Source organism: Saccharopolyspora terrae (assembly GCF_004348435.1).
Classification (GTDB): Bacteria; Actinomycetota; Actinomycetes; order Mycobacteriales; family Pseudonocardiaceae; genus Saccharopolyspora; species Saccharopolyspora endophytica.
This window is the reverse complement of sequence record NZ_SMKS01000001.1, coordinates 226,089-243,547: the sequence shown is the minus strand read 5'-3', so window position 1 is coordinate 243,547 and position 17,459 is coordinate 226,089. Positions and strand designations below refer to the sequence as shown.

At 70.8% G+C, this 17,459-nt stretch carries 19 protein-coding genes; 11 read left to right on the top strand and 8 right to left on the bottom strand.

Annotated elements, in window-relative coordinates:
• Positions 1–2: 2 nt before the first annotated feature.
• Together E1181_RS01280 and E1181_RS01275 are read right to left on the bottom strand one after the other, a co-directional pair.
• Complete coding sequence (locus E1181_RS01280; RefSeq protein ID WP_132671975.1) at positions 3–1,616, bottom strand: Na+/H+ antiporter; 1,614 nt, start codon at positions 1,614–1,616, stop codon at positions 3–5.
• A gap of 214 nt (positions 1,617–1,830) precedes the next feature.
• Positions 1,831–2,931 carry a glycerophosphodiester phosphodiesterase gene (locus tag E1181_RS01275; protein WP_132671974.1) on the bottom strand — a complete coding sequence of 367 codons (1,101 nt, stop codon included), beginning with the start codon at positions 2,929–2,931 and terminating at the stop codon, positions 1,831–1,833.
• Positions 2,932–3,116: 185 nt separating this feature from the next.
• On the opposite strand from E1181_RS01275, the gene purD reads away from it, so the two are divergent.
• The 3 genes from purD to E1181_RS31220 all read left to right on the top strand — a co-directional run bounded on the left by purD (position 3,117) and on the right by E1181_RS31220 (position 5,886).
• Positions 3,117–4,379 carry a phosphoribosylamine--glycine ligase gene (purD, locus tag E1181_RS01270; RefSeq protein WP_132671973.1) on the top strand — a complete coding sequence of 421 codons (1,263 nt, stop codon included), beginning with the start codon at positions 3,117–3,119 and terminating at the stop codon, positions 4,377–4,379.
• Positions 4,380–4,435: 56 nt separating this feature from the next.
• The gene (locus E1181_RS01265; RefSeq protein ID WP_132671972.1) at positions 4,436–5,599 is read left to right on the top strand and encodes a pyridoxal phosphate-dependent aminotransferase; all 1,164 of its coding nucleotides are present in this window, start codon (positions 4,436–4,438) and stop codon (positions 5,597–5,599) included.
• A 122-nt stretch (positions 5,600–5,721) separates the two neighbouring features.
• Positions 5,722–5,886, top strand: coding sequence for a hypothetical protein (locus E1181_RS31220; protein ID WP_165944479.1), 165 nt, complete (start codon positions 5,722–5,724; stop codon positions 5,884–5,886).
• Between the two features lie 210 nt (positions 5,887–6,096).
• Here E1181_RS31220 and E1181_RS01260 read toward each other — a convergent pair whose 3' ends face one another.
• Together E1181_RS01260 and E1181_RS01255 are read right to left on the bottom strand one after the other, a co-directional pair.
• Positions 6,097–6,690 (bottom strand): HAD family hydrolase, encoded by a 594-nt coding sequence (locus tag E1181_RS01260; RefSeq protein ID WP_207921967.1) that lies wholly within the window; start codon positions 6,688–6,690, stop codon positions 6,097–6,099.
• A 17-nt stretch (positions 6,691–6,707) separates the two neighbouring features.
• The gene (locus E1181_RS01255; RefSeq protein ID WP_132671970.1) at positions 6,708–7,730 is read right to left on the bottom strand and encodes a threonine aldolase family protein; all 1,023 of its coding nucleotides are present in this window, start codon (positions 7,728–7,730) and stop codon (positions 6,708–6,710) included.
• Positions 7,731–7,897: 167 nt separating this feature from the next.
• Between E1181_RS01255 and E1181_RS01250 the strand changes: the two genes are divergently transcribed.
• From E1181_RS01250 to E1181_RS01240, 3 genes are all read left to right on the top strand, one after another.
• Positions 7,898–8,413, top strand: coding sequence for a SigE family RNA polymerase sigma factor (locus tag E1181_RS01250; RefSeq protein ID WP_132671969.1), 516 nt, complete (start codon positions 7,898–7,900; stop codon positions 8,411–8,413).
• 51 nt (positions 8,414–8,464) lie between these two features.
• The gene (locus E1181_RS01245; protein ID WP_235875621.1) at positions 8,465–9,082 is read left to right on the top strand and encodes a hypothetical protein; all 618 of its coding nucleotides are present in this window, start codon (positions 8,465–8,467) and stop codon (positions 9,080–9,082) included.
• 89 nt (positions 9,083–9,171) lie between these two features.
• Positions 9,172–9,756, top strand: coding sequence for a TetR/AcrR family transcriptional regulator (locus E1181_RS01240; RefSeq protein WP_132671967.1), 585 nt, complete (start codon positions 9,172–9,174; stop codon positions 9,754–9,756).
• A gap of 55 nt (positions 9,757–9,811) precedes the next feature.
• Here the strand turns inward: E1181_RS01240 and E1181_RS01235 are convergent, their stop codons facing one another.
• Positions 9,812–10,078 carry a hypothetical protein gene (locus tag E1181_RS01235; RefSeq protein ID WP_132671966.1) on the bottom strand — a complete coding sequence of 89 codons (267 nt, stop codon included), beginning with the start codon at positions 10,076–10,078 and terminating at the stop codon, positions 9,812–9,814.
• A 187-nt stretch (positions 10,079–10,265) separates the two neighbouring features.
• Here E1181_RS01235 and E1181_RS01230 point away from each other — a divergent pair, with 187 nt between their 5' ends.
• Entirely contained in the window at positions 10,266–11,492 is a 1,227-nt protein-coding gene (locus E1181_RS01230) for a threonine synthase (RefSeq protein ID WP_132671965.1), read from the top strand.
• A 149-nt stretch (positions 11,493–11,641) separates the two neighbouring features.
• Positions 11,642–13,075: an adenylosuccinate lyase gene (purB, locus tag E1181_RS01225; RefSeq protein WP_132671964.1), complete on the top strand. Its 1,434-nt coding sequence runs from the start codon at positions 11,642–11,644 to the stop codon at positions 13,073–13,075.
• Positions 13,076–13,201: 126 nt separating this feature from the next.
• Here purB and E1181_RS01220 read toward each other — a convergent pair whose 3' ends face one another.
• The gene (locus E1181_RS01220; protein WP_132671963.1) at positions 13,202–13,849 is read right to left on the bottom strand and encodes a TenA family protein; all 648 of its coding nucleotides are present in this window, start codon (positions 13,847–13,849) and stop codon (positions 13,202–13,204) included.
• Between the two features lie 72 nt (positions 13,850–13,921).
• Here E1181_RS01220 and E1181_RS01215 point away from each other — a divergent pair, with 72 nt between their 5' ends.
• Both E1181_RS01215 and E1181_RS01210 read left to right on the top strand, forming a co-directional pair.
• A complete protein-coding gene (locus E1181_RS01215; RefSeq protein WP_132671962.1) occupies positions 13,922–14,812 on the top strand; it encodes a phosphoribosylaminoimidazolesuccinocarboxamide synthase in 891 nt (296 codons plus the stop codon).
• Positions 14,813–15,035: 223 nt separating this feature from the next.
• A complete protein-coding gene (locus E1181_RS01210; protein WP_132671961.1) occupies positions 15,036–15,779 on the top strand; it encodes a DUF2334 domain-containing protein in 744 nt (247 codons plus the stop codon).
• 16 nt (positions 15,780–15,795) lie between these two features.
• Here the strand turns inward: E1181_RS01210 and E1181_RS01205 are convergent, their stop codons facing one another.
• Both E1181_RS01205 and E1181_RS01200 read right to left on the bottom strand, forming a co-directional pair.
• Positions 15,796–16,431: an MBL fold metallo-hydrolase gene (locus tag E1181_RS01205; RefSeq protein ID WP_132671960.1), complete on the bottom strand. Its 636-nt coding sequence runs from the start codon at positions 16,429–16,431 to the stop codon at positions 15,796–15,798.
• A gap of 104 nt (positions 16,432–16,535) precedes the next feature.
• Positions 16,536–16,946, bottom strand: a complete 411-nt coding sequence (locus tag E1181_RS01200) for a hypothetical protein (protein WP_132671959.1) — start codon at positions 16,944–16,946, stop codon at positions 16,536–16,538.
• Between the two features lie 233 nt (positions 16,947–17,179).
• On the opposite strand from E1181_RS01200, the gene purS reads away from it, so the two are divergent.
• Entirely contained in the window at positions 17,180–17,419 is a 240-nt protein-coding gene (purS, locus tag E1181_RS01195; protein WP_132671958.1) for a phosphoribosylformylglycinamidine synthase subunit PurS, read from the top strand.
• The last annotated feature ends 40 nt before the right edge of the window (positions 17,420–17,459 follow it).

The following is a 17,459-nucleotide window of genomic DNA, read 5'->3' as shown; positions in this document are numbered from 1 at the left end:
CCTCACCGGTTCCGCCAGGAACCTTCCAGGGCCGCTTCCTGCAGGTCCAGTTCGCGGAGGACGCGGCGCAGCACCTCGTCGTCGAGGTGTCCCGCGTCGCGTTCGTCCGCGATCGCCGAGCGCTGCACCGCGATGATGTTGCGGCGCAGCTCGGAGAACGTCCGGGTCGAGGTGTCGGCGCGCTCCGCCGGAGTGCGCCCCACCTGCTCGGCGGCCGCCAGGCCCTGGTGCTCGACCATGTCCCGCATCCTGGCGACCATCCGGTCCAGCGCGGAGCGCTCGCACTCCGCCTCCCCCGGCGTGAGGCCGTCCAGGTAGGCCAGAGCCGCGTTCGTGGCGGTCCGGCGAGCCTCCGCCTCGGCCTGGTCGTCGATGCGCGCTTCCTCCGGGTCGGTGATGCCCAGCCGCCTGATCAGCGGAGGCAGCGTGGTGCCCTGCAGCAGGATCGTGCCGACCGTGACCACCGCGGCGACGAACTGGATCACCTCCCGGCCGGGCAGCGGAGCTCCGCTGTCGGTGGTGAACGGGATCGCGCCCGCCGCAGCCAGCGTCACCACGCCGCGCATCCCCGCCCAGGACAGCACCGTCGTGCGCCGCCACCGGCTCCCGCGCTGCCTGCCGCTGCCGATCAGGTGCGACACCCCGGGCAGGTAGTTCGAGGCGAACATCCACAGCACCCGGAACGCCGTCGCCGACAGCAGGATCAGCAGCGCGGCAAGCAGGAGCCCGCCCATCGGCCGTCCCGAGCCCAGCAGTTCGGCGACCACGGACTTCAGCTGCAGACCGATGTAGGCGAACACCAGGCTCTCCAGCAGCAGGTTGATCGAGGCCCACACGGTGTGCTCCTGCAGCCGCCCGGCGGCGCGCGCACGCGGCAGGTTGTGGCCGACGTACAGCCCGGCGGTGACCACCGCGAGCACTCCCGACCCGTTGAGCTCCTCGGCCGTCAGGTAGGCGATGAACGGCACCAGCACGCCCAGCAGCGTCGCGACCTGCACGTCCGGGATGTGCTGGCGGGCCAGCTGGGCGAGCATCCCGAACGCCAGGCCCAGCACCACTCCGACCGCCACGGCCAGCGCGAACACCCCGAGACCTTCGCCCAGGGTCGGGGTCGTGCCCACCGCGGCGGTGACCGCCATCCGGTAGATCGTCAGCGCCGCCGCGTCGTTGATCAGGCTCTCGCCGCCGAGCACCGTCATCACCCCGCGCGGCAGCTTCAGCTGGCGGCCGATCGCCGCCGCGGTCACCGCGTCCGGTGGTGCGATCACCGCGCCCAGCACGATCGCCGAGGCCAGCGGCAGGTCCGGGATCAGCAGGAACGCGATCCAGCCCAGCACGAACGACGTGGCGATCACCTGCAGCACGCCGTGGTGCGCGATCGGCCGGAGCCGCGCCCGGAAGTTGGTGAACGAGCTCTCCAGCGCCGCCGCGTGCAGCAGCGGGGGCAGCACGACCGTGAGCAGCAGCTCGGGTTCGATGTTCAGCTCGTCGAGGCCGGGCACCAGCGACACCGCCAGGCCGACGGCCACCAGCAGCAGCGGCGCCGCGATCTCCCGGCTCCGGGCCAACGCCGTGACCAGCAACGCCCCGATCAGGACCAGGATCAGCTGGACCAACTCGCACCTCCGTCCACGATGGACACCCTAGGTGCGCTGCGCGCCGATCACCCGAAACGACGAAACCGCCGCCCCCGAACGGGGACGACGGTCTCACTCGTCTCGCACTCCACCCCCGGGGACCGGATTCCAGTGGAACTCAGACCTCCGATTTCCACTGAAGTCCGGTTCCCGATTTCCACTGAAATCCGGTCGACCCGGTGGGAAGCAGGGGTCAGCGCTGGTCTCGGGCGGTGATGGCGAGGTCCGGCATGTCGCTGAAGATGCCGTCGATGCCCTGGTCGAACAGGGCGTGGAAGAAGCCGAGGGCGTCGCCCCACTGGGCCGGGTCCTGCGAGGACTGGAAGTCGGCCGGCAGGAAGGTGTTCTCCGCGCGGACGGTGTAGGGCACGACCTGCAGACCGGCGGCGTGCGCGTCGGCGACGACCGCGGTCGGCTCGGTGAGGTGGTTGCTCTCGTCGACCGGCAGGATCACCTTGGTGTCGGGGCCGATCACGTCCGCGTAGGTCGAGATCTCCTTCAGCCCCTCCGGCGTGACCATGTCGGCGTAGGTGCGCGGGTCACCGGACTCGATGAAGTCCTGCGGCGCGCCGCTGTTGCTGATCAGCTGCACCAGCCGCACCTGGAGCTGTTCGCGCAGCTCCTTGAGGTTGCCGACCTCGAAGGACTGCACGACGACCTTCGCGCCCCGCTTGTTCAGGCCGTTGGCGTCCAGCGCCTCGACCACGCCGGGCTCCAGCGCCAGGCCGAGACCGCGGAAGTAGCTGGGGTGCTTGGTCTCCGGAGCCACGCCGATGTCGCGTCCGAGCTCCTTCGACAGCCGCGCCCGCAGGTCCAGCACCTCCTGGAAGGTCGGCACCTCGTAGAGGCCGTCGTAGACCGTGTTGTGCCGGCGGATGTCCGGGATGCGCTCCTTGGCCCGCAGCGTCTTGAGCTCGGCGAGCGTGAAGTCCTCGGTGAACCAGCCGGTCATCTCGGTGCCGTCGATGACCTTGGTGGTCTTGCGGGAGGCGAACTCCGGGTGCTCGGCGACGTCGGTGGTACCGCCGATCTCGTTCTCGTGCCGGGCGACCAGCACGCCGTCCTTGGTGGGAACCAGGTCGGGCTCGATGTAATCGGCGCCCATCCGAGCGGCCAGCTCGTAGGAGGCGAGCGTGTGCTCCGGCCGGTAGCCGGAGGCGCCGCGGTGGCCGAACACCTCGATCTGCGCGGTGTCCGGGGCCGGCTCGGCGGCAGCGGGCCCCACCGAGGTGATCACCCCGAGCGCGGCGGCTCCCACAACGGACAAAGCGATCAATCGTCCCCGAATCGTCATGCGTTCTCCCCGTTCCGACTGTTGCGGCTTCACCCAACTCCCCGAAACCGACGCCCGGGGCACACCAGTGCGACGAGCGGCCGACCGCCGGGTGAACGCCGCGCGACCTGCGATGCGCCATCCGGCGGCAACACTTCCCGGGGGCAACCGCCAAGTGGCCCACCGCACGCTCTACGCTGCGTTTTGTGCGAATCCTCGTGATCGGCGGCGGCGGCCGGGAACATGCGATCGTGTTGGCGCTGTCCCGTGACCCGTCCGTGACGGCACTGGCCTGCGCGCCCGGCAACGCCGGTACCGCAGCGCTCGCCGAGTCCTACGCCGTCGACGTCGCCAAGCCCGACGAGGTGGCCGCGCTGGCCACCCGCTGGAAGGCCGACCTGGTCGTCTTCGGACCGGAAACGCCGCTGGTCGCAGGCGCTTCCGACGCCGTGCGCGCGGCGGGCATCCCGTGCTTCGGCCCGTCCAAGGCGGCGGCCCGCATCGAGGGGTCCAAGGCCTTCGCCAAGGACGTCATGGTCTCCGCCGGCGTGCCGACCGCGCGCAGCGAGATCGTCGACAACCCCGCGAAGCTGGACGCCGCGCTGGCCGGTTTCGGCCCGACCTGGGTGGTCAAGGACGACGGTCTGGCCGCGGGCAAGGGCGTGCTGGTCACCGGCGATTTCGACGCCGCCCGCGCGCACGCCATGAAGCTGCTCGACGGCGGCCACCCGGTGCTGCTGGAGTCCTTCCTCGACGGCCCTGAGGCCTCGCTGTTCTGCCTGGTCGACGGCACCACCGTCGTCCCGCTGCTGCCCGCGCAGGACTTCAAGCGCGTCGGCGACGGCGACGCGGGACCGAACACCGGCGGCATGGGCGCCTACGCGCCGCTGCCGTGGGCCCCGGACGACCTGGTCGACACCGTGGTCCGCACGGTCGTGCAGCCCACCGTCGACGAGCTCGACCGCCGCGGCACCCCGTTCTCCGGCCTGCTCTACGCCGGTCTCGCGCTGACCTCGAACGGCCCGCAGGTCATCGAGTTCAACTGCCGCTTCGGCGACCCCGAGACCCAGGCCGTGCTGGCGCTGCTGCACACCCCGCTGGCGCAGCTGTTCAACGCCGTGGCGCGCGGTGAGCTCGCCGAGCAGCCCGCGCTGGAGTGGGAGCAGGGCTCGGCGGTGACGGTCGTGCTGGCCGCCGAGGGCTACCCGGGTCGCCCGCGCGTCGACGACGTCATCCAGGGCTCGGACCTGCAGGGCGTGCTGCACTCCGGCACGCGCCGCCGCGAGGACGGCGCCGTGCTGTCCTCGGGCGGACGGGTCCTGTCGGTCGTGGCCACCGGTCCCGACCTCGGCGCCGCGCGCGACGAGGTCTACGAGCGGGTCGAGCGCGTCCACCTGCCCGGCGCGCACTGGCGCACCGACATCGCCCGTCGCGCGGTCGACGGCGAGATCAGCGTCCCGAAGTCCTGACTCGAAGTGGCTCCCGGTCGTCGGGATCCGCGCCGACATCTGGCACGCTGGCTCGCATGGTGAAGCCCGCCGCGCTGGCCGCAGCTCAACGCGCGAACGTCGACCCGTTCCAGGTCATGGAGGTCCTCACGGCCGCAGCCGCCCGCCAGCGGGCGCGCGGCGACGTCGTGTCGCTGGCCGCCGGTCAGCCCTCCACCCCGGCACCGAAGGCGGTCCGCGAGGCCGCCGCGCGGGCGCTGGAGAGCAACGCGCTCGGCTACACCGAGCAGCTGGGCGTCCTGGAGCTGCGGGAAGCCATCGCCGGGCACTACGAGAAGGCCTACGGCCGCTCGGTCCCGGTCGACGAGGTCGTGGTGACCACCGGCGCCTCCGGCGCGTTCCTGCTGGCGTTCCTCGGCGCCTTCGACGCCGGTGACCGGGTCGCGCTGGCCAGCCCCGGATACCCGGCCTACCGCAACATCCTGTCCGCGCTGGGCTGCGAGGTCGTGGAGCTGCCCTGCGACGCGTCCACCCGGTTCCAGCCGACCGTCGAGATGCTCGAAGCCCTCGACGAGCCGGTGCGCGGGCTGATCGTCGCCAGCCCCGCCAACCCGACCGGCACCGTGCTCTCCCGCGACGAGCTCGCCGGGCTCGCCGGCTGGTGCGAGGCCAACGGGGTGCAGCTGATCAGCGACGAGATCTACCACGGCCTCAGCTACGGCGAGCCGCTGCACACCGCGCGGGAGTTCTCCGCCGAGGCGATCGTGGTCAACAGCTTCTCCAAGTTCTGGTCGATGACCGGGTGGCGGCTCGGCTGGATGCTCGTGCCACCGCGCCTGCTGCGCGCCGTCGACTCGCTGACCGGCAACTTCACCCTCTGCCCGCCCGCGATCTCGCAGCAGGCGGCCGTCGCGGCGTTCAGCCCGGAGGCCTACGACGAGGTGGAGGCCCACGTCGAGCGCTACCGGCAGAACCGGACGCTGCTGCTCGACGGCCTGGCCGAAGCGGGCATCACCAAGGTCGCCCCGGCCGACGGCGCCTTCTACGCGTGGGTGGACATCAGCGATCACACCGACGACGCGGCGTCGTTCTGCCGGCGTCTCCTCGACGACACCGGCGTGGCGCTGGTCCCCGGCGTCGACTTCGACCCGGACCGCGGCCACCACTACCTGCGCCTGTCCTTCGCGGGCGATCCCCGCGACATCACCGAGGCCGTCCAGCGACTCGGAGCCTGGCTGTAGGCCGGTTCCGGGACTCAGGGGCACCCTGATGTTTCCCGGAACCGGGCCTTCGACCTGCCGATTTCCGCGTTCCCTCTGGCACGCTGGACGTGCGGGACGCTCCCGGTGAAGAGGTGGTCGTGATGGTGTGGAAGGTGATCGGCGGTCTGCTGGTCCTGTGGCTGGTGGTCTCCGTCGCCGGAGTGCTGATCAAGGGCCTGTTCTGGCTCGCCGTGATCGGCGGGGTCCTGTTCGTCGCCACGGCTGCTCTGGGCTGGGCCAAGGACAAGAAGGAAATCAAGCCCTGAGAGCTGTTCAGGGAATTGCTTCGCTCAGCGGTGCGGGTAGCAGAACCTGAGCGGTTCCGTGGACTCCGTGCGCCGCTCCTGATGTATGCCAACGGCGTCCCGGCGTCCCGGCGTATTCGCCACGAAACCGCTGAAGAACCTGCGGCGGTGCGAGCTGAGTCCCCACCTGGAACAGCGGCTCCGCCGCGTCCTCCGACAGGCGCCTTCGGCTCAGGCGGCCAGTTGTTGCTGGAGGAGATCGCGGGCGTGGTCGGCCGAGTGCCAGAGCTCGGCGTTGAGGCCTGCTTCCCGGGCTCCTGCGATGTTCTCCGCGCGGTCGTCGAAGAACAGGCACTCCGCGGGCTCGGCGCCGATGGTGTCGAGCAGGATCCGCCAGATCTCCGGCGCGGGTTTGGTGACGCGCAGGTCGCCGGAGAACAGCAGGTGGTCGAAGAACCGCGCCCACGGCTTGCTCTCACCGGCGCGGGCGAACGTCGTCGAGGCGTTGGACAGCAGCGCCAGCGGCACCTCGCGCCGGTGCAGGTCTTCCAGCAGCGCCAGCGAATCCGGGCCCGCGGACATCCAGCCGTCGACGTCGACGCTGGTCAGGCGGTGGATCAGCGAGTCGTCCAGCTCGCGGTCCAGCCGTGCCGCCACCGCGCGCCAGTAGCCGACGTCGGACAGGCCCGCGTCGTAGTCCCGGCGCTCGGCCCAGTAGGCGTCCTCGAAGTCCGCGGGATCGGTGTTCAGCAGTGCGGCCATCTCGGGCAGTGCGCGGGTGCGTCGGCTGATGACCTCGCCGTAGTCGAACACGATCCACCGCAGCATTCGAACCTCCGCTCCTAGATCCCGGCTTCGCCGATCCGGCGCAACGCCTCTTCCACGTCGGACTTGGACACGTCCCGGTGCGTGACGAACCGGACCTGCCCGTTCATCGGCACCGCCAGCACGCCCACCGAGCGCAGCCGCTGCAACGTCAGCTGCACGTCGGGGACCGCCGCCAGCAGCATGTTCGTCTGCGGCGCGGTCACCTGCCAGCCGCGCTCGGTCAGGCCGTCGGCGAGCACCCGCGCGTTGTCGTGATCATCGGCCAGCGCGTCGACGCGGTCCAGCGCGATCAGCCCGGCCGCGGCCAGCACGCCGCCCTGCCGGACGCCGCCACCGAGCATCTTGCGGATCCGCCGTCCGGCCTTGATGAACTCCGCCTCTCCGGCCAGCACCGATCCGACCGGCGCGCCGAGGCCCTTGCTCAGGCAGACCTGCACGCTGTCCACGCCCACCGTCAGCGCCGCGGGCGGCACCCCGAGCGCCACCGAGGCGTTCCACAGCCGGGCGCCGTCGAGATGCACCTTGAGGCCGAGCTCCTTCGCCGCGGCCGCCAGCCGTGCGTGCTCGTGCGGCGGCAGGACCGCGCCACCCGCGCCGTTGTGGGTGTTCTCCAGGCACAGCAACGTGGTGTGCAGGGCGTCGTAGGCCATGGTCAGGTTCGCCTGCGTGCGCACCGCCTCGGCCGTGGGCGCGCCCGGACCGGCGTCCCACTCCAGCGGATCCGGCATCCCGCCCGCCAGCCACGCCGCCGAACCGAGCTCGTGGTTGAGCACGTGCGCACCGCGCGGCGCGAGGAAGCGGTCGCCGCGCTTGAGGTGCAGCATCAGCGCGATCACGTTGCCCATCGTGCCGCTGGGCACCCACAACGCCGAGGCGGTGCCCAGAAGCTGGGCCACCCGTTCCTCGAGCGCGCGCATGGTGGGATCGTGGTCGAGTACGTCATCGCCGACTTCGGCGGCGGCCATCGCGGCAAGCATCTGCTCGTCGGGACGAGTCACCGTGTCGGAGCGGAGGTCGATGGACGCCGGAGTGGTCACGAACAGATCACATCACACCTGCACGGGGTCGAGGCAATGGCCCTGTGGGACGTGATCTCACCGCTGCGGTATCAATCACAGGTGGATCGGCTCGAAACAGCGTGCAACGGTTCGGGCACGCGATCCCGTCATAGCAGTGCAGGCAACGAACGAGCGGAGAGTTCCGCGTGGACCAGCGCGAAGAGCAGGAGTTCGCGGAGTACTTCGTGGCTCGGCGGGAGGCGGTGCGTCGGATGGCGTACATGATGTGCGGCGACTGGCACCGCGCGGACGATCTCGCCCAGACCGCGTTCATCGCCCTGCACCGCCACTGGCGAAAGGTCCGGGACAAGGGCGCGCTCGACGCGTACGTGCGCCGGACCTTGACCCGGGCGGTGATCGACGAGTCGAGGCGGCCCTGGCGACGGGAGAGGGCCGCCGAGACTCTGCCCGACAGTCCGGTCGACGACCCGGACGTGGACGACTCGGTGTCCACCAGGCAGACCCTCATCGCGGGGTTGCGCAAGGTGCCGCCGAAGCAGCGCGCCGTGCTGGTCCTGCGGTTCCTCGAGGGGCTGGACGTCGCGGGAGTGGCGGCGGTGATGCGATGCAGCGAAGGAACCGTGAAGAGCCAGTGCGCCCGGGGGTTGGCGACGCTGCGAGAGGTGCTGGGAGACGAGCTCGGGGATCTGAGGTCCGCGTGAAGGGGGTGCGGGTTGGACGAGCGCAAGCTCGAAGAGCTTTTCCGTGACTCGGTGCGAGCCGTTCCGCCGGCGTCGTTCGACGAAGGTGACATCTCGACGGCGTCGCGGCGGATCACGGCCCGGCGCCGGATGACCGCGACCGCCGGTGGGACGGCGGTGGCGGCCGCGGTGCTGGTCGGCGGGATCGGTGTGGGAGCCGGTTGGTTCTCGTCGACGACCGACACGGTGGCGAGCCCGCCGCCGGTGGTACCGCTGACGGTGGCGCCCGGCCCGCAGGTCGAGTCCGGCGGGATCACCCCGCGCTCGGCCGGCTGCCAGCCGGACGCGTCGCTGGTCGAAGCGGTCGAGGCCACGCTGCCCGAAGCCGGGAGCACCACGCCGACATCGGTGCGCACGTGCCCGACCGGCGCGAAGGCCGCGGCGTTCTCGCTGCGCGACGGTGCCGCGGCCGGGCGGGTGACGGTGATGATCAGCCCGGCGGGCGCGGCGCAGGCGGGTCAGTCGGCCCCGGGTGACGTGCAGCGTCCGGACGGTGCGCAGCAGTCGGTGCGCAAGGCGCGCAGCGGCAAGCTCGTGGTGGTGCTCAGCGAGCCCGAGGCCGGTTCGCCGGCGGCTCCGTTCGTCGCGCGGGTCGGCAGCATCGCCGGGGACCTCGCCACCCGGTTCTGATCGGTGAAGCGGCTGGTCGTCCGTGCTGCGGGGCTCCTCCGCAGCGGCGATCAACCGGATGTTCCGGACACGGCATAGGATCGCAGGTCATGACAGCGGCCAGCACACCGAAGGGCGAGCGGCGGCGGCAGGCGTTGGTGGCGGCTGCGGCGCAGCTGCTCGTCGAGGGCGGGTTCGACGCGGTGCGGCACCGCGCCGTGGCGGAGCGCGCCGCGCTCCCGCTGGCGTCGACCACCTACTACTTCTCCTCGCTGGAAGACCTGATCACCGCAGCGGTGGAGCACAACGCGAGGGAGGAGCTCGCCGCCGGGCGAGCTCGCCTCGCCGATCTGTCCGAGCAGCAGCGCAGCACCGACGCGGTGATCGAGCTCCTGCTGGACCTGCTCCTGGGCGTGGACTCCCGGCACGGCGGAGTCGAGCCGGTGCTGCTGCGCTACGAGCGGCTGGTCGGTTCGCCGCGCCGCCCCTACCTGGCCCCGCTGATGCGCGAGATGGCCGTCGAGCTGCAGAAGCTGCTCGCGGAGATCTTCTACCGCAGCGGCGTGGAGGTGGGTGCGGAGCGGCTCACCGAACTGGTCGCGCTGGTCGACGGAGCCGTGGTGAACGCGCTGATCGAGTCCGATCCCGATCCGCGCGGCGTGGCCCGCAGAATGTTGCGGACGCAGCTCTCCTGATTCGCGTGCAAGAACGCCGCTCGGTCATCCGGCGAACCGAGGACGCTCTTTCACATTAAAAGTCCCAGCAGGATTCCGCATAATTCTTGACCTCGACGATTCCTTCGCACGCCGGGCACTTTCTCGTGACTTTCTTCGTCATCGGATCGCGCCCGATCGGGGTTGACTGCGGAATCTTGATCTGAACGTCGCAGAGCGCCGCTACGCATTGCCCGGCATAGACCGCGCCTGGTCGCATGGTCGTGGCGTGGCGTTCGGCCTGACCTGTGCCCACGATCCAGAACACGTCCTGGCGATCTTCGGCGAACCTGGTGATGTTCATCCGCTCCCGTTCCTGTGCACAGCCGCGAATGCGTCGGCCAACGATAAGTTCGCGCCGTTGTATTAGTCCAGAATCCCACACCTGATCGAGCGGAATTGATGATTTCGCCGAACCAGCGATTGACTGGAAATGTTTCACGACGTGAACGCCGGTGGACCGGACGGGTTCGGCGGGTCAGGATTCGCTCATGGTGAACTCAACGGGCAGCACCCTCAGCCACCTCGAGTGCACGGCGTGCAGACGGACCTTCGACGCCGACGTCCTGCACCGGTTGTGCGAGGAGTGCGGCAAGGTCCTGTACCCGCGCTACGACCTGGCGAACGTCCGCCTGCGGCCGTCGGACCTGCTGACCCGGGAGCCCTCGATGTGGCGGTACCGGGAGGTGCTGCCGATCCGCGACGCCGAGCACATCGTCAGCCTCGGCGAGGGGTTCACGCCGCTGCTGGCCGCGCCGCGGCTGTCCGAGCGCCTGGGCATCGCCGACGTGCGGATCAAGGACGAGGGGCAGAACCCGACCGGCAGCTTCAAGGCGCGCGGCATGTCCGCCGCCGTGTCACGAGCCCGGGAGCTGGGCGCCAAGTCCGTCGCCGCGCCGTCGGCGGGCAACGCCGGTGGGGCGCTCGCCGCCTACGCGGCGCGCGCCGGACTGGCCGCCGGAGTGGTGATGCCCGAGGACTGCCCGCGCATCAACCAGGTCGAAGCCGTCGTCTCCGGTGCCGACACGTGGCTGGTCGAGGGTCTGATCGACGACGCCGGACGCCTGGTGCGCACCACCTCCGAGGCGCGCGGCTGGTTCGACGTCTCCACGCTCAAGGAGCCCTACCGCGTGGAGGGCAAGAAGACGCTCGGCTACGAGCTGGCCGAGCAGCTCGGCTGGGAGCTGCCGGACGTGGTGATCTACCCGACGGGCGGCGGCACCGGGCTGGTCGGCATGTGGAAGGCGTTCGCCGAGATGACCGAGCTCGGCTGGATCGGCGAGCAACGCCCGCGCATGGTCGTCGTCCAGGCCGAGGGCTGCGCTCCGATCGTCCGCGCTCACGACCAGGGCGAACGGCACGCGCCGCGCTGGGAGGACGCCACCACCGACGCCAGCGGCCTGCGGGTTCCCGTCGCCGTCGGCGACTACCTGATCCTCGACGCCGTCCGCGATTCCGGCGGCACGGCGGTGTCGGTGAGCGAGGACGAGATGCGCGAGGCCACCCGGGAGCTCGCCGCCTCCGAGGGCGTCTACCCGGCGCCCGAAGGGGTCGCGACGTTCGCCGCGCTCCGCCGGCTCCGCGACACCGGCGCGGTCACCGACACCGACAGGGTCGTGCTCTTCAACACCGGCGCCGGCCAGAAGTACCCGGACTTCGTCCCGGCCACGCCGGAGGTGGTCCCAGCGGACTCCCCGGCCTGGAAGACCGGGCTCTGAACACCCGTCAGGCAAGCACCGAAGGTGCATTCTCAGTGCCCCACCTGAGCAGCTGCGGCTTCGTGGCGCGCGGAGATCACGGAGCCGCTCAGGTTCCCCCGCACCGCCACGCAGAACGAGTCGACACGGCCGTCACCTATCCTGGGCGGGTGACGGACAAGCCCAGCATTCCGAATGTTCTCGCCGGTCGCTACGCCTCTCCGGAGCTGGTCGAGCTGTGGTCGCCGCAGCACAAGATCGTTCTCGAGCGGCGCCTCTGGCTGGCCGTGCTGCGCGCCCAGGCCGACCTCGGCATCGAGGTGCCGGAGCAGGCCGTGGCCGATTACGAGCGGGTGCTGGAGCAGGTCGACCTCGACTCCATCGCCGCGCGCGAGCGCGTGACGAGGCACGACGTGAAGGCCCGGATCGAGGAGTTCAACGCCCTCGCCGGTCACGAGCAGATCCACAAGGGCATGACCTCGCGGGATCTGACCGAGAACGTCGAGCAGCTGCAGGTCCGCCGCAGCCTGGAGCACGTCCGCGACCGCACGGTCGCCGTGCTCGTCCGTCTGGCCACGCTCGCGGGGCAGAACTCCGAGCTGGTCATGGCCGGTCGTTCGCACAACGTCGCCGCGCAGGCCACCACGCTGGGCAAGCGCTTCGCCACGGCCGCCGACGAGCTGCTGGTGGCCTTCCGCCGCCTCGAAGAGCTCCTCGACCGCTACCCGCTGCGCGGCATCAAGGGCCCGGTCGGCACCGCTCAGGACATGCTCGACCTGCTCGGCGGCGACACCGACAAGCTCACCGAGCTGGAGCGCCGCGTCGCCGGTCACCTCGGCTTCGCCAGCACGCTCACCAGCGTCGGCCAGGTCTACCCGCGGTCGCTGGACTTCGAGGTGCTGAGCCTGCTCTCGCAGCTGGCCGCCGCGCCCTCCAGCGTCGCCAAGACGATCCGGTTGATGGCCGGGCACGAGCTGGTCACCGAGGGGTTCAAGCCCGGCCAGGTCGGCTCCAGCGCCATGCCGCACAAGATGAACACCCGTTCCTGCGAGCGCGTCAACGGTCTCGCGGTGATCGTGCGCGGGTACGTCTCGATGAGCGCGGAACTGGCCGGTGACCAGTGGAACGAGGGCGACGTGTCGTGCTCGGTGGTCCGCCGGGTGGCGCTGCCGGACGCGTTCTTCGCCTTCGACGGCCTGCTCGAGACGTTCCTGACGGTGCTCGACGAGTTCGGCGCGTTCCCGGCCGTCGTGGCCCGCGAGCTCGACCGCTACCTGCCGTTCCTGGCCACCACCAAGGTGCTCATGGGCGCGGTTCGCGCGGGCGTGGGCCGGGAGGTCGCGCACGAGGCGATCAAGGAGAACGCCGTCGCGGTCGCCCTGGACATGCGCGAGCAGGGTGCCGAGCGCAACGACCTCCTCGACCGGCTCGCCGCCGACGAGCGGTTGCCGCTCGACCGCGAGCAGCTGGAAGCCCTGCTGGCCGACAAGCTGGCCTTCACCGGCGCGGCGTCGGCCCAGGTCAGCGACGTCGTCGCCGCAGTGGAGAAGGTCGCGACCCAGTACCCCCAGGCCGCGACCTACTCCCCGAGCGACATCCTCTGACCCCACCCCTCACCAGCTCCGAGCCTCCCGACCATCGGCGGGTTCCGGATTTCAGTGGAAACCCGTGTGCGGATTTCCACTGAAGTCCGAAACCCCGGCCGGTGACGAGCGGTTCTCCAACGGTCCTCAGTCCCAGTGGGCGTTGAAGAAGTCGACTTCGCACTTGGTTGCCTGCTGGAAGAGGCGCAGGCAGCGGGCGCGTTCGCGTTCGTCGAGGCCGGCGCCGACGCGGTCGAGCTCGGAGCGCAGCCAGCTCACCCACTCCTCGAAGTCGGGGTTGGCGTGCAGCTCGATCCACTCGGCGTGGACGAAGCTGTCCGGCTTCGCCGGTGCGCGCACCGCCCACTCCAGGTAGGTCCACTCGGCGACCGTGAGCACCGTCAGGATCTCGGCGTAGCCGCCGTTGTCGCGGGTGTCGCGCATCAGATCGCGGAACGCCGCGGTCGCCGGGTCCAGCTCCGGGCTGACCCGGTCGGCCTCACCGATGCCCAGCGCGTCGAAGGAGCGCTGGAAGTAGGTGTTCTCCTCGCTGGTGACCACCGCGATGCTGCCCGCCAGCGCCAGCCGCGAGGAGTACCGGTCGGCCCGGGCGACGGCGGCGCCGAGCAGCGCCAGGAAGTCGTCCACGAACTGGTAGTCCTGCACCAGGTAGGAGCTCATGTACTCGTCGGGCATCGACCCGTCGAACAGCGCGTCGGTGAACGGGTGCTCCACGACCTGGGTCCAGTCGGGTTCGCTGCGACCGCGCAGCCAGTCGGTGAAATTCTCGGTCACGATCTCCTCCTCCTGATCCCCTCAATCCCACCACGTGCGAGCCGCCAACCTGCGGTGGGAGACAATCGCGTCGTGGTTGCACTCGCCGATTACCCCCAGATCGCGGCAGGCAAGGTTCGCCAGCTGCACGCCGTTGACGACGAACACCTGCTGCTGGTCGCCTCGGACCGCATCTCGGCCTACGACCACGTGCTGGACACGCCGATCCCGGACAAGGGCGCCGTGCTCACCGCGATGAGCGTGTTCTGGTTCGAGCTGCTGGCCGACGAGCTGCCCAACCACCTGGTGGCCTACGACGACCCGCGCATCCCCGCCGAGGTCCGCGGCCGCGCGCTGCTGGTCAAGCGGCTGAGCATGGTGCAGGTCGAGTGCGTGGCCCGCGGCTACCTGACCGGTTCCGGGCTGATCGACTACCAGCGCACCGGTTCGGTGTGCGGCGTTGCGCTGCCGGACGGGCTGGTCGAGGCGTCGCGGTTGCCGGAACCGATCTTCACCCCGGCGACCAAGGCCGAGATCGGCGAGCACGACGAGAACGTGAGCTTCGAGGCGGTCGCCGCGAAGGAGGGCCACGAGCTCGCCGCCGAGCTGCGCGACCTGACGCTGCGCGTCTACGCCCGCGCGGCGGAGCACGCGCGCGAGCGCGGCGTGATCCTGGCGGACACGAAGTTCGAGTTCGGCCGCAACGCCGCCGGTGAGCTGGTGCTCGGCGACGAGGTGCTCACCCCGGACTCGTCCCGCTACTGGCCGGTCGACGGCTACGAGGCGGGCAAGGTGCAGCCGTCCTTCGACAAGCAGTTCGTCCGCAACTGGCTGACCTCGGAGGAGTCCGGCTGGGACCGCCATTCCGACACCCCGCCGCCCGCGCTGCCGGACCACATCGTCGAGGCGACCCGGGACCGCTACGTCGAGGGGTACGAGCGCATCACGGGCCGCTCCTTCGCGGACTGGCCTCAGGGCTCCTGACCACCGGCTTTCGAATTTCGCGCGAAATTCGAGTCCGGAAGTTCGGGGTCGAACTTCGCGCGAAATTCGAATGCTTCACCCGGTAGCGGGATTGGGCGGCGTGTCGCGGGGTGGACCTGGCCTGCGCGTTTGATGGTTGCGGGGTGGAGGTTCGCCGGATTTGCGCCGGGGGGACACCTGGCTTTCAGGTAACGGTCACCCGCGCCAGGCCGAATGGGTGTTTGTGAGCACGCCGCTCGTGGTGTCGTTGTCGGGGCTGGAGCACCGGTCGCTGGACAGCTGCGCGGATTTCGCCGCGGAGCTGGACCGCCGGAACGTCCCGCTGTCCTTGTTGATCTCTCCGAGCCCGACCGATCTCGACTCCCGCGACCGCAGGTCGCCGCTGCTCGGCTGGGTGGCCGATCGGCTCAAGCACCGGGACACGGTGAGCCTGCACGGCTTCGCCCGCACCTCGCCCGGTCTGCGCTCGCGGCTCGCGCCCGCGGCGCGGCTCCCCGCGCACGAAGCGGGTTTGCGGCTGGTGGCGGCCTCGGCGGTGCTGGAGCAGGCCGGGCTGCGCACGCACACGTTCATCCCGCCGCGCTGGCTGGCCTCGCCGGGCACGGTCCTGGCCGCTCAGCGGCGCGGCTTCGCGGTGTGCGCGGACGCCATGGGCGTGCGCGACCTCGGCACCGGCAGCGTGCTGCGGTCCCGCATCCGGATCTTGGGTCCGGGCGAGGTCGCGGAGCCGTGGTGGTGCCGGGCGCTGGTGCTGGGCGCCGGTCGTGCCGCTCGCCGGGGACGCGCCGTCCGCCTGGCGCTGGAGGCGCAGACGCTGGCGAAACCGGCGGTGCGGCACGCGATCCTGGACGCGGTGGATCTGGCGCTGCACCACGGCGCCGAGCCGGTCACCTACGCGTCGTTCGCCACGGTCCGCTCGGAGCTGGACCGGATCCCGAAGCCGCGGATTCCGCACGAGGCCTGGTGAGCGGACCGCCCGTTGCCTAGACCTCCGTCGCCGAGGCCCGGGGCAGGACGTCGACCGTGGTCTCCGAGGGGCTGAGCTCTTCGAACCTGCGGTAGTGCATCGCGGGCATCGCCAGGACCGCTTCGTGGATCGGAACGGCGGCGCGCGGCGCGACGGCGCGCAGGAAGTCCACGGCCTCGGAGAGCTTGAGCCAGGGCGCGCCGGTCGGCAGGCCCAGCACGTCGACCCGCTGCTCGGGGACGTGGAACGCGTCGCCCGGGTGGTAGAAGGCGCCGTCGTCGACGAGGTAGCCGATGTTGTCGATGTTCGGGATGTCCGGGTGGATCACCGCGTGCTGCCCACCGACGATGTCGATCGAGGATCCGCCCAGCTCAAGGGCGTCGCCGGGTCGGGCCGTGGTGGCGGTGAGCCCCTTCTCGGCGACGGCGGGAGCGCTGCCCGGGTCGACGACCAGCCGGGCGTCCGGGTTGGCGGCCAGCAGCCCCGGGAGCCGGTCGAAGTCGAGGTGGTCGGGGTGCTGGTGGGTGATCAGCACGGCGTCGAGGTCGCGCAGGTCCTCGAAGTCGGTCGAGAACGAGCCCGGGTCGAGCAGCAGCCTGGCCGAACCGGTCTCCAGCAGCACGCACGCATGTCCGAAGTGGGTGATGTGCACGCGAATCCTCCTCAGCGGCGTGAAAATCCGCGCCCCACTCTGCCACCACCCGCGCGAGGGCGAAGACCGGCGGACCCCCGAGCCCCGCCGGTCTTCGCCTCCTGTCACTGGACGGTGATGGTGACGCCTGGAACGGAGCCGCCGCCCACGCGCGCGTGCACCACGTACTGGCCGGGCGGGACGTCGCCGATGGTGGCGACCGCGTCGGCGCTGCCGCCGGAGTCGCGGACCACGTGGGCCACGCCCTCGTCGGCGCCCATCGGGTGCTCGGAGTCGCGGACGAACGAACCGGAGGAGATCCAGCTCAGCGCCTCCGGCCCGTGGTCGAGGTGGATCTTCAGCTGCTCACCCGGGCGCACCACGGTGTGGTCGACGGTCAGCCCGCCGCCCTGGGCGGTGACCGCGGTCGGCGCGGTGCCGGTGGTGGCCGGAACGGCGGTGGCGATGGGCGCGGCGGCGGTCAGCGCGAGGCCGGCGAGTGCGGCTCCGGCGAGGACGGTCTTCAAGCTGCGCATCGTGAAATCCCCTCAGTGCGAGCGATGTCGTTGATGTTCTGAAGACGTCCAACCCGGGGAGAGGTTCAGACAACCACCCCTGTTCGTGACGCAGCACACAGACGATGGGTGAGCTGCGACGCACGTCAGGCCCCTGCTCGGCGGGGTGAACGCCCAGGTCAGTTACGCTGCGCACGTACTGCTGGCCATCCGCCGGTACCGGCGGATCTGCACGGAAACCGGGAGCAGCACCCGTGGCCCGAGTCGTTGTCGACGTCATGCCGAAGCAGGAGATCCTCGACCCGCAGGGACAGGCGGTGGCCAACGCGCTGCCCCGTCTCGGGTTCGACGGCATCACCGAAGTCCGCCAGGGAAAGCGGTTCGAGCTGGAGGTCGCCGACGACGTCGACGACGCCACGCTCGACAACATCGCCGAAACCCTCCTTGCCAACCCCGTGATCGAGGACTTCGTCGTGCGCAGGGTGGAAGCATGATCAGCATTCGGCCAGCTTCCGCCCTGCTCCACCGCGCCTC